This is a genomic window from Neobacillus sp. BP17 (assembly GCF_059579525.1).
In genome coordinates this window covers 4,730,198-4,743,856 of sequence record NZ_CM184198.1, presented here as the reverse complement: position 1 = coordinate 4,743,856, position 13,659 = coordinate 4,730,198, and the positions used below count along the sequence as shown (strand labels likewise).

The window sequence follows — 13,659 nt, the reverse complement described above, 5'->3', positions numbered from 1 at the left end:
TAGTATGAAGAAAAAAATATTATTTATGATTATTAACATGAATGTGGGTGGAACGGAAAAAGCATTGCTAAACATGATACATGAGATTCCAAAAAAAGAATACGATATTACATTATTAATGTTAGAGAAGTATGGCGGTTTTTTAAATTCAATTCCGAACCATGTTCATATCGAATATTATAATGGATATAAGGATATTAAACATATTTTGAACCAGCCCCCCAACATAACTGCTGTAAGTTTTCTAAAAGCTGGTAAAGTGATAAAGGCCTTGAACATCATATTAATCCATTTTCTTTCAAAAATAGTGAAAGAAAGAAGCATATTTTTTAAGTACCTTATAAAGGGATATCAAGAAAATGAAACCGAATACGATCTTGCAGTAGCCTATGCTGGCCCAATGGACTTCATAAGCTATTTTGTTATAAAGAAAATAAAGGCTAAAAAGAAAGTTCAATGGGTACATTTTGACGTAAACAAAATAGGGTTTAACAAAAGGTTTGCTGCTAAAATTTATAAAAAATTTGATCGAATTTTTGTTGTTTCCAACCAGGGGAAAAATAAGTTAATAACTATGTTACCAGTTCTTAAGGGAAAAACGGATACGTTCTTTAATTTAATATCACCAAATTCAATCGATCAAATGGCTAATGAAGGAAATGGATTTGAGGACAATTTCAAAGGAATTAGAATACTCACAGTAGGACGCCTAACCAAAGAGAAGGGGCAGGATTTAATTATCCCAGTCTTAGCAAAATTGAAAAATAACGGGTATAACGTTCGATGGTATTGTATTGGTGATGGTAGTGCAAGGAAAGAATATGAAGATTTAATTGATAAATATAATATTAAGAATGACTTCTTATTATTAGGTGCGGATCCTAATCCATATCCTTTTATGAAGCAGTGTGATATATATGTCCAACCATCACGACATGAAGGCTATTGTATTACCTTATCTGAAGCGAAAATTTTTAATAAACCAATTATTACAACAAATTTTACCGGAGCAAGTGAACAGATTATTGATAATGAAACTGGTTTAATTGTGAATTTTGATGAACAGGAAATGTTCAAGGCATTGAAACGATTTCTAGATGATCAAAAATTGAAAAATAAAATTAAGGGATATTCACAATATAAAGTATTAAATACTACAAAAGAAATTGATAAATTATATAACCTGATAGGTATTAATTAGTGTCTTGATTTGAAATGTAAAACACTTTTTTATTAACTAAATTATTCTGGATGATAGGAGATAAAAAATGATAAAAATACTATTTATGCTTAGCAGTATGAACATTGGTGGCGTAGAAAAGTCATTACTATCCCTTTTATCAGAGATGCCAAAAAAAGAATATGATATTACAGTTTTACTTCTAGAAAAAAAAGGTGGATTTTTGGAGTATATTCCAGAGGGAGTTAGAGTAGAAGAAGTCTCATGGTTTGAAGACATTAATCCGATTATTATGCAGCCACCACAACTAACAATTAAAAACTATTTAAATAACAAACAGTATTTAAAAATCCCTACTTTTATCTGTTCATATTTTATCTCAAAGTATTTCAACAATAGGCACCATTATTATAAAAATATTTTTAAAAATATTCCATTCAATAATAAAACATATGATATAGCAATTTCATACCAAGGGCCAACAGATGTTATTGATTATTATATTGCAAATAAAGTAAAAGCACCCAATAAAGTATCCTGGGTGCATTTTGATATATCTAAACATATGATTAACAAAAAGTTTTATGAAAAACTGTACAAAAAGTTCAATAAGATTTTTGTAGTATCCAATGAAGCAAAGAAACGTTTAATTGATCAAATTCCGTCCGCACAAACTAAGGCAGAAGTATTTATGAATTTAATACCAACTAGTCTAATCAAAGAAATGGCCAAAGAAAATGTAAATTTCGATGAAGCCTACAAAGGAATCAAGGTGGTAACAGTAGGAAGGCTTTCAAAGGAAAAGGGGCAGGATTTGGCAATTAATGTTTTATTTAGGTTAAGAAAAAATGGTTATGATGTTAGATGGTACTGTATTGGTGATGGAAATAGTAAGAAAGAATACGAGATGTTAATTAATAAGCTAGACTTAAAAAATGACTTCTTATTATTGGGCTCAACACCCAATCCGTATCCATATATAGAAAATGCGGATATTTACGTTCAAACTTCTAGACATGAAGGTTATTGTCTTACTCTTGCGGAAGCTAAGTGTTTGAATAAACCAATAATCACTACAAACTTTACTGGTGCTATTGAGCAAATAACAGATGGTTCTAATGGGTTAATAGTCGAGTGTAATGAGGAAGAAATATATCAAAAATTAAAATACTTAATTGAGCACCCTATAGAAAGAAATAAGTTATCTTTAAATCTACGAAACACTACTTCAAATAGAAATGTTAGAACGAAAATGATAACTATATAGAAATGAAAGGACTTTTATAATGAATCCCAAAATCAGTATTATTGTACCAGTATATAAGGTTGAGCCTTATATAAGAAAATGTGTTGATTCTATATTAGTACAAACATTAAAAGACTTTGAACTAATACTTGTTGATGATGGATCACCAGACAATTGTGGAGAAATTTGTGATGAATATGCTCGAGAAGATAATAGAGTGAAAGTCATTCATAAAGAAAATGGTGGTCTATCCTCTGCAAGGAATGCAGGTCTCGATATTGCTCAAGGAGATTATATAGGATTTGTGGATAGTGACGATTGGATAGAATCAGATATGTATGAATTACTGTATTATATGTGTTTAGAAAATAATTGCGAAATTGCTAATTGCACAAGCATAATCTATTTCAAAAATAAAACTGTAAAAAATGGAACACATGCTTTAACAATCCACGATAGGGACCAAGCAATGAGAGCAATACTCGAGGGGAAATTATATGATGAGGTTGTATGGACAAAGTTGATTAAAAGGAGCTTGCTTAAAAATATCAGGTTTCAAGTTGGGATCATTTATGAAGATACTGCTTTTACATATAAAGTCATTCACAAAAGTAACAGAGTCTGCTGTATAGGTGAGCCTAAATACCATTATCTAAAACGTGATGACAGTACAATGGATCATGCTATAAAAAATATAAGAATTGATGGAGTATTAATTTATGATGAAATGTACCAATTTATAGATAAAAACTATCCTGATTTACGTGACTTAGTAGTATTAAAGTTGGCTAACAGTGCAATGGTAATTTTAAATTTAATTTCATCTAATCCTAACTTTTCGAAATATAAGGAGGAGTATTCTAAGGTGGCAAATATATTAAATAAGTATTTTCACACAACAAAAAAAATACAAGAATATCCTTGGTCAGTAAAAGTATTGTTGACGGCAACTAAAATTCAACCTCTATTATATAAGCGATTAATTAATTATAGGAGATAAAAATATGAAAACCCTATTATTAAAAATTTATTATAAAATGCTTAAGATAAATGGGTGCATTTTGGTTTTGAAAAATAAATTGATTAGCAAAATAATAAAACCACCAGTAATATATACAACTGATGAAACCATTGAAAAAATCGTACATGACCAATATTCAGTGAGTAGATATGGAGACGGTGAATTTTCACTAATGATTGGGCAAAGTTTGTTGTTTCAACCTTATACAATTGAACTAGGAACACGACTTAGGGATATTATTAAAAGTCAACAACCAAAACACATTGTATGTATACCAAGTGTTTTTAATAATCTAGAAAGGTTTACAAACACACCAAAAAAATATTGGGTTAAATACCTAAGTTTAAATAGAGGGAAAATTTATAGATTAATTGATAGGAAAAAGGAATATTACGATTCTCTCGTCACACGATTATATATTGATTATAAAGATAAAAGTACAGCCGAAGAACGATTTATGAAATTTAGGTCATTATGGAATAGTAGAGAAATTGTTATTGTAGAAGGTGAACAGAGTAGATTAGGTGTGGGAAATAATTTATTTGATAATGCCTATTCGATAAAAAGGATTATATGTCCGGCTATAAATGCCTTTGCAAGATATCATGAAATTTTAAATGAAGTAAAAAAGCAAGAAAAATCAAGTTTAATATTAATTGCTCTTGGTCCCACAGCTACTGTTTTATCATTCGATTTATCTGTTAGTGGGTATCATGCATTAGATATCGGGCATATTGATATTGAATATGAATGGTTCTTACAGAAGGCAGTGGAGAAAGCACCTGTAAAAAATAAATATATTGGAGAGATTCCAGGAGGAACAAACGTAAATGGTATTCTTGATACTAAATATGATAGTCAAATAATTCAAGAGTTTAGTTAAGGTATTGCTTGTACATATAGATAAATACTTATAAAAAGGAATAATAATAATGAGAACAAAACATTCGGTAAAGAATATAATTATAAGTGTATTTTCTCAGGTAATTATTGTTTTACTTGGGTTTTTATCTAGAAAAATTTTCATAGATAGCCTCGGTGTAGATTATCTTGGTATTAATGGCCTATTAACCAATGTTTTATCAATAATGGCATTGGTTGAGGGTGGAATAGGCATAAGTATCGTTTATAATTTGTATAAACCTCTCGCAGAAGGCGATCGAAACACAATAATTGCATTGGTTCAATTATACAAAAAGGTTTATTGGATATTAGCTATTATTATATTATTAATAAGTATTATTATTTTCCCCTTTTTAGGATATTTAATGAAAAATGGCAGTCAGATTCCACATCTTTCTATTATATATTTTTTATTTGTCTTAAAAAATATGATCTCATATTTAAATGCCCATAAGTGGTCTTTAATAAATGCTGATCAAAGAGGTTATGTGCTAGCTCGAATTAACCTTATTGTTCAAATAGCTACAATGGTGGCTCGGATAATTATTTTGTTAGTTACAAAGGATTATATACTTTACCTTGCAATTGAACTCATTTTCTTTTCGCTTCAAAATATTATCAATGGCAGAATCGTAAATAAAAAATATCCATATATAAAGACAAAAGAAAAACACAAGATTGATCTAGAAACAAGAGAAAACTTATTGAAAAATGTAAAAGCAATGTTTTTACATAATATTGGTGGATATTTAGTATTTGGGACAGATAATATTCTTATATCGTCCTTTATTAGTGTTGCGACCGTAGGGCTATATTCAAACTATACTATGATAACTCAACAATTATCAGCATTAGTTAGCCCTATTTTAGGAGGAATTGGAGCCAGCGTAGGGAATCTAATTGCAACTGAGAGCAAAGAAAAAAATTATTCTATATTTAAGGTTTCATTTTTAGTTAATTTTTGGATATATTCATTCTGTACCATATTCTTATATAACTTACTTGAACCCTTTATCAGTTGGTGGCTTGGAAAACAATTTCTGTTAGATAATTTAACTCTTATCTTTATTTTAATAAATTTCTATCTAAATGGAATGAGAACAGCAATAGCTACTTTTAAAAATAAAGCTGGACTATTTGTCCAAGATAAGTATGCTCCATTAATTGAGGGATTAATAAATCTAATTTCTTCGTTAATTTTGGTAAAGCCTTTTGGGCTTGCCGGAATATTTATGGGCACGACTATTAGTACTCTTGTAACAGTATTTTGGACACAGCCATGTATAGTTTATAAAAATGTTTTTATGATACCGGTTAGGTTATATTTCAACAAATATATAGGTTATGCAGCCTTAACATTTGTAAATTGTGCTTTTATCACATATATTTGCAATGTTATTGTTGTAGGTCACAATTTTCTTTCTCTAATTATAAGAGGTGGAATTTGTCTAATTGTTATAAATTTAATATATATTACAATCTTTTATAGAAATGAAGAATTTAAATATATGAAGAGTCATTTTTCTAATTATTTATTTGGAGTAAAACGAAAAAAAACTATAAGTAGTAAAGCGAATGTTATTTAAATAAGAAATTAGAGAATATTATTAAGCTAAATAATTAATCTTGTAGAGGATGACATTAGGTCATCCTATTTAGTTACTTATATTTTGTTTGTTTTAGAATTACTAGGTAAAAGTAACAGTCAATTGAGTACATTTTAACTAACCTCTTGATTTTAAAGGCAAAGTGAAATACTGCAATGAAAAAGATAGAAATCTTATTGAATGTTTTTTAATAGTGTTACTTATTGGATCAAGTTCCTCGAAAATAGCTATTGAAAAATTTACATTTAAAAAAGGTTGAGTGTATATATGAGTAAAATACCGATTAACATTGTCAAAGTTGATAGTAAGGCCTCTAGAATATTAGATTTAATTAGGTTTTTATCTTCAATGGTTGTATTTTTATTCCATTTCTATGTTCCACTACCTGGTTATCAAGCAGTCATGATTTTCTTTGTTCTTAGTGGCTATTTTATTTCTTCTAGTGCAATAAAATCAATAAGTGAGAATAGATGGAGATGGTCTGATTATTTTCTGAAAAGGGTAATAAGGCTTTGGATTGTCCTACTCCCTTGCCTTATTTTGACCTTTTTTTGGGCACAAATACAATTTAGTTTATTTGGTGAAACAAAGATTTCAAACTACTGTAAGTGCTAGACTAAATTGAACAGTTTACGACAATTAAATTTGAACACTTATTTACTAAGATTGTTCTCCACCTTATGATAGATTTTTATACTTCTATGATTAGGCGGAGGAATTGAAAAGGTGGATAAGTTTGAAATGTATGTTGAAATTAGAGGAATGCTCAATCAGAAATACAGTATTTCTACTATCGCTAGGAAACTAAATATATCAAGAAATACCGTTTACAAGTATATTCGTAAATCACCAGAGGAAATGGCCGAGTGGACGGCATCGACAATGACTAGAAGTAAGAAGTTAGACATTCATAAGGAATTAATCCTTCATTGGTTAAGAGAATTTCCAGATTTAACTGCAGCTCAAGTGCAAGACTGGCTTAAAGAGAAATATCCTGAATTCAAAGTTGGGGAAAGTACAGTAAGAAGCTATGTAAGGTGTCTTCGAGAGGATTTTCAAATTCCAAAAGAATCAAGTACTAGGGATTATCAAGCAGTCCCTGATCCTCCAATGGGTGAACAAATCCAAGCAGACTTTGGATTTAAAACGGTAAAGAACCGATTTGGTAAACCAGTTAAGTTAGTTTTTATTGTATTTGTCTTAGCACATTCCAGATACAAATACGTCGAATATCAAAATCGCCCTTTCACGACAAAGGATGTAATTTCAGCTCATAGGAATGCATTTAAGGAATTTGGGGGTGTTTCAAAAGAGATCTTGTATGACCAGGATCGACTAATTGTTGTATCTGAGAACGAGGGTGATATTTTACTCACCGAAGAGTTTTAACAATTTGTAAATGAAATTAAATTTGAAGTTAAACTCTGTAGAAAAGCTGATCCAGAAAGTAAAGGGAAAGTAGAAAATGCGGTTAAGTTTATCAAGAATAACTTCATTAATAATAGAATTTTTCATAACATTGATTCCTGGAACGAGCAGTCTCAGAAATGGTTAAAAAGAACAGGTAATGGCAAAATTCATAACGGCACAAAAAGAAGACCCGCCGATGTGTTTCTCCTCGAAAAGCAACACATGCGACAGGTCAACTCGCTAAATCATATTCACAAAACTAGTATAACAAGAAGTGTTCGAAAGGACAATACAATCCTATATCTCTCGAACAGATACTCTGTTCCATTAGGCATTTCAAAAGTATCCAGAAGTCCTTTATTATGTGACCGATGATAATAAGCTAGTAATTTATGTCCAGGAGTCAGGGGAAATACTGGCAACACATTGCATTAGCCCTAATAAAGGAAAACTCATTCAAAATAGATCCCATCAACGGGATAGATCGAAGGGAATAAAAGAGCTTATTGAAGTTGTTAGTGAACATTTTACAAATAAATCACAAGCTACTAAGTACCTGAATGAGTTACGAAATAGGTATCCTCGCTATATACGAGACCAGTTAAGCTTAATAAAAAAATGCATCGAATTAGGCTCATTAGAAGTAATAGATGAGGCACTAGCACTCTGTATGGAGAGGCAACTCTTTAGTGCGAATGACTTTCAAGATGTTGTATCCCTCTTTAAACGACAACGCCAAGTGAACAGTACAATCGCCAGCGATCAACTGATTGATACAGATTATAACGACATCGCTGAGTTAACACTAACAGATACTGAGGCAAACCAGCGTCCATTGGAAGATTATTACACTATCATGGAGAGTACAAAATGAAGCAGATAAAATATCTTCAAGATTCCCTCATTTCACTTCGGTTGGTGGAAACATCAAAAAAGCTCCCTTCTCTTCTCGAAGAAGCTGAAAAGGAGCAGCTTAGTTATATTGCTTTCCTGAACAATGTAGTGGAGTACGAGCGAAAAATGAGAGACGAGAAAAATATGGAAAAACGATTGAAACTCGCAGCATTCCCATGTATTACTCCGTTGGAGCAATTTAATTTAGATGAACAAGAATCCCTAAGCTTAAAACAGTTTAATCAATTAAAAGAATTAGCTTGGATTGAGCAGTTATTTAATCTTATTCTATTGGGACCGCCAGGTGTGGGGAATGTTTTTGATAATCTAGATTTGAGCCACATATATACGATTTGATCACATAAAAAATGAGCCACATGATTTCCAATTCTATTAACCTCTCTTATGATAGTTAGTGACCAAACTTACTACATTTGAGAGGACGAAAAGGATGATCGAAATGGCTCAATTTCATAATATCAAATTCTTAAAAGAGGTTGAAGGTTTATCGCAAAGACAAATAGCGACAAAACTTGGAATATCCCGTAACACGGTAAGCAAATACCTAAAAAACAATACAGCACCGACCACAGTCTTAAGAAAAACCGTCTATGCAACTAAGGAATACTCTTCAGAAACAAAACGGGTCATTCCAATCATTGACCAATGGTTGGAAGAAGATCAAAAGAACTGGAGAAAACAAAAGCATACCGCTATAAAAATCTTTAAGAGATTACAAGATGAATATGATTTTAAAGGCTCTGCCTCTAACATTCGTAAAATCGTAGCCAAACGCAGACAACAAATTCAGGAAGCCTTCATTCCTCTGGATTTTCAACTCGGCCACCAATTCCAATTCGACTGGGGAGAGGCGGATATTATACTACAGGGTCGAAAACAACGTATTTTCCTCTTCTGCGTTCAGCTCTCCGCAAGCCGAATGAGGTATGTAAGAGCGTATCTTCATGAAAAACAGGAAGCATTTCTGGATGGCTTTGTCCATGCGTTTGAATTCATAGGAGGTGTCCCTACAGAGGGTCTCCTGGATAATCTAAAAACAGCTGTAATAAAAATACTCCAAGGAAGAGATCGGCTAGAACAAGAATCTTTCATTGGGCTCCAAGCACATTACGTGTTTAAAGCAGAATTCTGTAATCCTGCAAGTGGTAACGAAAAAGGGCGTGTCGAAGGTACAGTAGGATACATAAGAAGAAATGCCTTGGTACCTTTACCAGAAGTTCTTTCTGTAAAGGAACTGAATGACTATCTCTTGGATTGGTGTTTAAAAGAGGCCGGAAGGACACTCGTCCCAAATAAATCAGAAACTGTCTTGGAAATGTGGGAGAAGGAAAAGGAATATCTTCATCCTCTTCCTGAGAACCGATTTGAAGCTTGTAAGCTTTTATCATGCAAGGTTAATAAAACTTCCCTTATTACAGTGGAAACCAATCGTTATTCTGTACCCTGCAACTATGTAGGGCAATCTGTATGGGCAAAAATTTTTGTCGACCGTGTAATCGTAGTGGCTCAAAACCAAGTGATCGCAGAACACAGTCGGTCTTATGAACGCAACCAGATGATTACTGTTCTTGATCATTATTTGGAAGTATTACTTAAAAAACCACGGGCAATCCGAGACGCACACGCATTCCATTCAAACGAGATCCCTGATGTATTCAAGAGATTCCATTTGAAAATGCGAGAGCAGGAAGGATCTGTAGGTGATAGAAAGTTCATTCGACTTCTCCTCCTCCATCGTGATATTGGTATGGACAATTTAACGAAAGCCTTATCGGAAGCAGAGAAAACGCAAGTTTTTCGCTATGAGAAGGTCCATGAAATCATACAAAGGCTTACAAACCAGCACATACCAATCAGTACTCTTCCTACGGATAAAACACCTGTCAATCTCCTTGATTACAAGGTGAACAAGTCCAATATAGAACAGTATGGTCAATTGACAGGAGGTACAAGGAAATGACAACTGAACTACTTTTAGATCACTTAACTAAACAACTACGGATTCCGACTATCGCAGCACAATATCGTTCCCTCGCAAGAGAGGCTGAGGATCGTAACTTAAGCTATGAGGAATTTCTATTGGCTTTACTAGAAGCTGAATCAGAGTCTAGAGAAGATAACCAAAGGCAAAGAAGGCTTAAACAAGCAGCCTTTCCTGTTCATAAAGCACTAGATAGCTATGATTTTAGTTTGATGCCAAGTCTGAATAGGAATCGTTTTTTGACTCTATCAAAGGGAGATTTTGTAGAAAAGAAGGAAAACATAATATTTTTAGGTAACAGTGGGACTGGAAAGTCGCATCTGGCTACGGGGCTCGGCATTGAAATGATTAAAAATGGCTATAAAGTTAAGTTTGTTTCGGCTGCAGAATTAGTAGAAGAACTTCTCCTGGCTCATGAAGAACATAAGCTAGGTGCACTAGAAAAAAGGTGGCTCAAATTTGATTTGATCATTATTGACGAGCTTGGATACGTACCGTTCACAAAAATAGGATCTGAGCTCTTATTCCAATTCTTTGCCGGTCGGTACGAACGGGCAAGCGTCATGATAACTACGAACCTAGAATTTACAGAATGGACCTCTATATTCGGAGATGAAAAGATGACCGCTGCTCTTCTAGATCGGCTAACCCACAGGGCTCATATCCTCCTCCTAAACGGAGAATCATATCGATTTAGACAAAGTATGAAACAAAGGGAAGAGGCCGACCAGTAGGCTGGCGTGCGAGGAGTTTAGGGTATCTTGCCCCTCGGGGCAAGATACCCTAAACTCCCACTTCTCTATCAAATATGGAAATAACTCAGAATGAAGTGGCTCACTTTTAAAGTGATCGCTCTGGCTCAAATTAATATTGACAAATACAGGGAAAACGCATATGGCGGTTGGCTTAGGATTAGAAGCGATTAAACGAGGTTACAAGGTCTCCTTTATAGCAATGGGAGACTTGGTTCATACCTTGAAAACTATGGACATTACGAGAAAATCCCAAACAAGGATTAAGAGAATTAAAGAATCACAATTAGTCATTATTGATGATTTGATGTACGCAGCGATGGATCCAAGGGAAGCTAATTTGTTTTTCCAATTGGTTAATGACCTGTATAACAATTCATCGATAATCTTTACTTCCAATCGCTCTCCAAAAGAGTGGACCGAACTACTGGGAGATGTAGGGGTAGCGACAGCTATATTGGATCGGCTCATCCATCGAGCAGAAATCGTTCATTTTAACGATTCAAGTTATAGGATGAAACATCGCGAGACAATTTTTAAAGAAGAAAGTGTTCAAAATTAATAAGCAAAATTGTTCAAATGTACTTGACGCTTACAACTACTTAAATTTAAAAATATTTATTGGAAATTTATTTTTCCTTCAAGGTATTTTAGTACCGGAATATGGTCTAAATGGACCATTGTGGAGTTTAAGCTATGAATTTTGGTACTATATTATGTTTCCTTGCTTAGTGCTATTATTTTATACACCTAAAAAAGGAATGAAGATTTTTTATGGTTTAATAATAATTCTTATTTCTATTTTTGTTGGACTAAAGATAACTGAATATTTTTTAGTGTGGTTATTGGGGGCAATTATTCCTTTTGTAAAACCTAGAAAGTTCAAAAAGAAGATTTTAAATAATTTAATATTATTTTTTTCTACAATATTGGTTTTGGCCTCATTGAAAGCATATGTGTTATTTAAGAATTATCCGGATTTGCAAATTATTCCTGATCTATGTATTGGGATAGCATTTAGCTTCATGGTCTACTTTATTGTTTCACTTTTTAATAATAATACAGGTCAAAATAAAGCTAATATTCCCAAGCTTTTGGCTGCATTCTCATATACCCTTTACCTAACACACTTTCCTTTAGCACATTTAATACTTACTTGGAGAGCCTCTATATTATGGACATTTACAGGAATAGAGGACTTAATCATAAAATTAATAATAATGGTTTCGGTAATTTTATTTGCATGGTTTATTGCATTTTTAACTGAGAAGCAGACAGAAAAGGTTAGAAGAGTGATATTTGGTTTTATTAAAAACTTAAGTAAAAAAGATGGAAAGTCAATTAGCATTGGTAAATATCAATAGAAGTAGTTTATTAAAAGTTTTGATCTTTAAATTTTGCTCCAATGTATAAGTAGTTATTTATACTGACTTTGTTAAAGGGAAAAATGGATAAAGGGGTAAAGCAAACATGGAGTTTACAAAAAGCGATATTAAAATAACTAAGGGAGTAGCCATATTATTTATGCTGCTCCTTCATCTTTTTTGTAGGAAAGATGTTAATGGATTGTATGAAACCTTCCCAGTAGTCAATGGAGTCCCTTTGATTTACTATATTGGATTGTTCGGTGATGCATGCGTCCCTATGTTTTGTTTTGCAAGTGGATACGGATTATTTATAAGTAATAATAAGGCGAAGGGATCAATTCAAAAGAAGAATTTTGAGAGAATTCTCAAATTACTAATTAACTATTGGATTGTATTAGTAATTTTTATAGCAATTGGGTTTATTGCAGGACATGCGGAGATTTTTCCAGGTAATCTAACTAAGTTTCTTCTAAATTTCTTAGTCTTATCGAGTTCATATAATGGAGCATGGTGGTTTTTACAAACCTATATTATCCTTGTCCTCATCGCCCCATCACTATTTAAAGTAATTAAGAAATATAATTCTATTCTATTATTATTGGTTTCTGGATTTATCTATTTAATTACGTATATCCAGCGTATAAAGTATGTTCTTGATTTTGGTGATAACACTGTAATTAATATGATTGTGAGCTCAATTGTACTGGTTGGAACTTCTCAGTTACCTTTTATTGTTGGCTCCATTTTTGCCAAGGAGAAGATTTATACAAAGATTAATATTATGTTTAATCGAACTGTTTTGAAAAATGTATTATGTTTATTAGGTATTTTTCTGTTAGTTATCATCCATGCCTTTTATGAATCTATGATTATTGCCCCTATTACAGGTATAGTGTTTATTTGTTTCTTTAACGTGATTGATAAGAGTGCAAAGTTTAAAAAGATTCTTGATTTTTTTGGAAACCATTCAACTAATCTTTGGTTTACTCATATGTTTTTTTATATGACAATTTTTCCTAATATTACATTCGCTCCTAAATATCCAATCCTAATTTTTGGATGGTTAATTATCCTTTGCTTGTTTTCATCCTACATAATAAATTTTATTAATAAACCAATTATTCAACTGTTGGATAAAAAGATCTCAGTTATAAAATATAATAAAAATGTAATAGGATAATATCGTATATGACATTGTAATATACAAGAAAACTCGATTAAAGAATACTACAAAAAGGGCATTGGCGATAGTAATTCAGACTATGCACTTCCACTTG

General features: G+C 32.3%; 13 protein-coding genes and 1 pseudogene. All 14 read left to right on the top strand.

Annotated features, from left to right (window positions below; all coding sequences use genetic code 11):
* Window positions 1–4 precede the first annotated feature (4 nt).
* The 14 genes and pseudogenes from AC4QJR_RS23180 (at window position 5) to AC4QJR_RS23115 (ending at window position 13,562) form a co-directional block, all read left to right on the top strand.
* The gene (locus AC4QJR_RS23180) at window positions 5–1,201 is read left to right on the top strand and encodes a glycosyltransferase (RefSeq protein WP_496524322.1); all 1,197 of its coding nucleotides are present in this window, start codon (window positions 5–7) and stop codon (window positions 1,199–1,201) included.
* Between the two features lie 67 nt (window positions 1,202–1,268).
* Window positions 1,269–2,447 (top strand): glycosyltransferase, encoded by a 1,179-nt coding sequence (locus AC4QJR_RS23175; RefSeq protein WP_496524321.1) that lies wholly within the window; start codon window positions 1,269–1,271, stop codon window positions 2,445–2,447.
* Between the two features lie 19 nt (window positions 2,448–2,466).
* A complete protein-coding gene (locus tag AC4QJR_RS23170) occupies window positions 2,467–3,426 on the top strand; it encodes a glycosyltransferase (protein ID WP_496524320.1) in 960 nt (319 codons plus the stop codon).
* Window positions 3,427–3,430: 4 nt separating this feature from the next.
* Window positions 3,431–4,330 (top strand): SP_1767 family glycosyltransferase, encoded by a 900-nt coding sequence (locus AC4QJR_RS23165; protein WP_496524319.1) that lies wholly within the window; start codon window positions 3,431–3,433, stop codon window positions 4,328–4,330.
* 49 nt (window positions 4,331–4,379) lie between these two features.
* On the top strand, window positions 4,380–5,936 hold the full coding sequence (locus AC4QJR_RS23160; RefSeq protein WP_496524318.1) for a lipopolysaccharide biosynthesis protein: 1,557 nt from the start codon (window positions 4,380–4,382) through the stop codon (window positions 5,934–5,936).
* Between the two features lie 288 nt (window positions 5,937–6,224).
* On the top strand, window positions 6,225–6,572 hold the full coding sequence (locus AC4QJR_RS23155; RefSeq protein ID WP_496524317.1) for an acyltransferase family protein: 348 nt from the start codon (window positions 6,225–6,227) through the stop codon (window positions 6,570–6,572).
* Window positions 6,573–6,683: 111 nt separating this feature from the next.
* The gene (locus tag AC4QJR_RS23150; RefSeq protein ID WP_496524316.1) at window positions 6,684–7,346 is read left to right on the top strand and encodes an IS21/IS408/IS1162 family transposase; all 663 of its coding nucleotides are present in this window, start codon (window positions 6,684–6,686) and stop codon (window positions 7,344–7,346) included.
* A 385-nt stretch (window positions 7,347–7,731) separates the two neighbouring features.
* The gene (locus AC4QJR_RS23145) at window positions 7,732–8,241 is read left to right on the top strand and encodes a hypothetical protein (RefSeq protein WP_496524315.1); all 510 of its coding nucleotides are present in this window, start codon (window positions 7,732–7,734) and stop codon (window positions 8,239–8,241) included.
* Entirely contained in the window at window positions 8,238–8,618 is a 381-nt protein-coding gene (locus tag AC4QJR_RS23140) for an ATP-binding protein (protein WP_496524314.1), read from the top strand. The genes AC4QJR_RS23145 and AC4QJR_RS23140 overlap by 4 nt, the downstream gene beginning before the upstream one ends.
* Before the next feature lie 94 nt (window positions 8,619–8,712).
* Window positions 8,713–10,242 (top strand): IS21 family transposase, encoded by a 1,530-nt coding sequence (gene istA / locus AC4QJR_RS23135; RefSeq protein WP_496524313.1) that lies wholly within the window; start codon window positions 8,713–8,715, stop codon window positions 10,240–10,242.
* Window positions 10,239–10,997 (top strand): IS21-like element helper ATPase IstB, encoded by a 759-nt coding sequence (gene istB, locus AC4QJR_RS23130; RefSeq protein WP_496524312.1) that lies wholly within the window; start codon window positions 10,239–10,241, stop codon window positions 10,995–10,997. The genes istA and istB overlap by 4 nt, the downstream gene beginning before the upstream one ends.
* Before the next feature lie 148 nt (window positions 10,998–11,145).
* Window positions 11,146–11,577, top strand: a pseudogene (locus tag AC4QJR_RS23125) (ATP-binding protein); the annotation flags it as partial.
* Window positions 11,564–12,379: an acyltransferase family protein gene (locus tag AC4QJR_RS23120; RefSeq protein ID WP_496524311.1), complete on the top strand. Its 816-nt coding sequence runs from the start codon at window positions 11,564–11,566 to the stop codon at window positions 12,377–12,379. The pseudogene AC4QJR_RS23125 and the gene AC4QJR_RS23120, both read left to right, overlap by 14 nt.
* A 106-nt stretch (window positions 12,380–12,485) precedes the next feature.
* Window positions 12,486–13,562, top strand: coding sequence for an acyltransferase family protein (locus AC4QJR_RS23115; RefSeq protein WP_496524310.1), 1,077 nt, complete (start codon window positions 12,486–12,488; stop codon window positions 13,560–13,562).
* Window positions 13,563–13,659: the final 97 nt, after the last annotated feature.

What these genes read in the sequence shown, in the direction of transcription:
- AC4QJR_RS23180 (WP_496524322.1), top strand. Translation starts at nt 5, where the DNA reads ATGAAGAAAAAAATATTATTTATGATTATTAACATGAATGTGGGTGGA.
- AC4QJR_RS23175 (WP_496524321.1), top strand. Translation starts at nt 1,269, where the DNA reads ATGATAAAAATACTATTTATGCTTAGCAGTATGAACATTGGTGGCGTA.
- AC4QJR_RS23170 (WP_496524320.1), top strand. Translation starts at nt 2,467, where the DNA reads ATGAATCCCAAAATCAGTATTATTGTACCAGTATATAAGGTTGAGCCT.
- AC4QJR_RS23165 (WP_496524319.1), top strand. Translation starts at nt 3,431, where the DNA reads ATGAAAACCCTATTATTAAAAATTTATTATAAAATGCTTAAGATAAAT.
- AC4QJR_RS23160 (WP_496524318.1), top strand. Translation starts at nt 4,380, where the DNA reads ATGAGAACAAAACATTCGGTAAAGAATATAATTATAAGTGTATTTTCT.
- AC4QJR_RS23155 (WP_496524317.1), top strand. Translation starts at nt 6,225, where the DNA reads ATGAGTAAAATACCGATTAACATTGTCAAAGTTGATAGTAAGGCCTCT.
- AC4QJR_RS23140 (WP_496524314.1), top strand. Translation starts at nt 8,238, where the DNA reads ATGAAGCAGATAAAATATCTTCAAGATTCCCTCATTTCACTTCGGTTG.
- istA (WP_496524313.1), top strand. Translation starts at nt 8,713, where the DNA reads ATGATCGAAATGGCTCAATTTCATAATATCAAATTCTTAAAAGAGGTT.
- istB (WP_496524312.1), top strand. Translation starts at nt 10,239, where the DNA reads ATGACAACTGAACTACTTTTAGATCACTTAACTAAACAACTACGGATT.
- AC4QJR_RS23115 (WP_496524310.1), top strand. Translation starts at nt 12,486, where the DNA reads ATGGAGTTTACAAAAAGCGATATTAAAATAACTAAGGGAGTAGCCATA.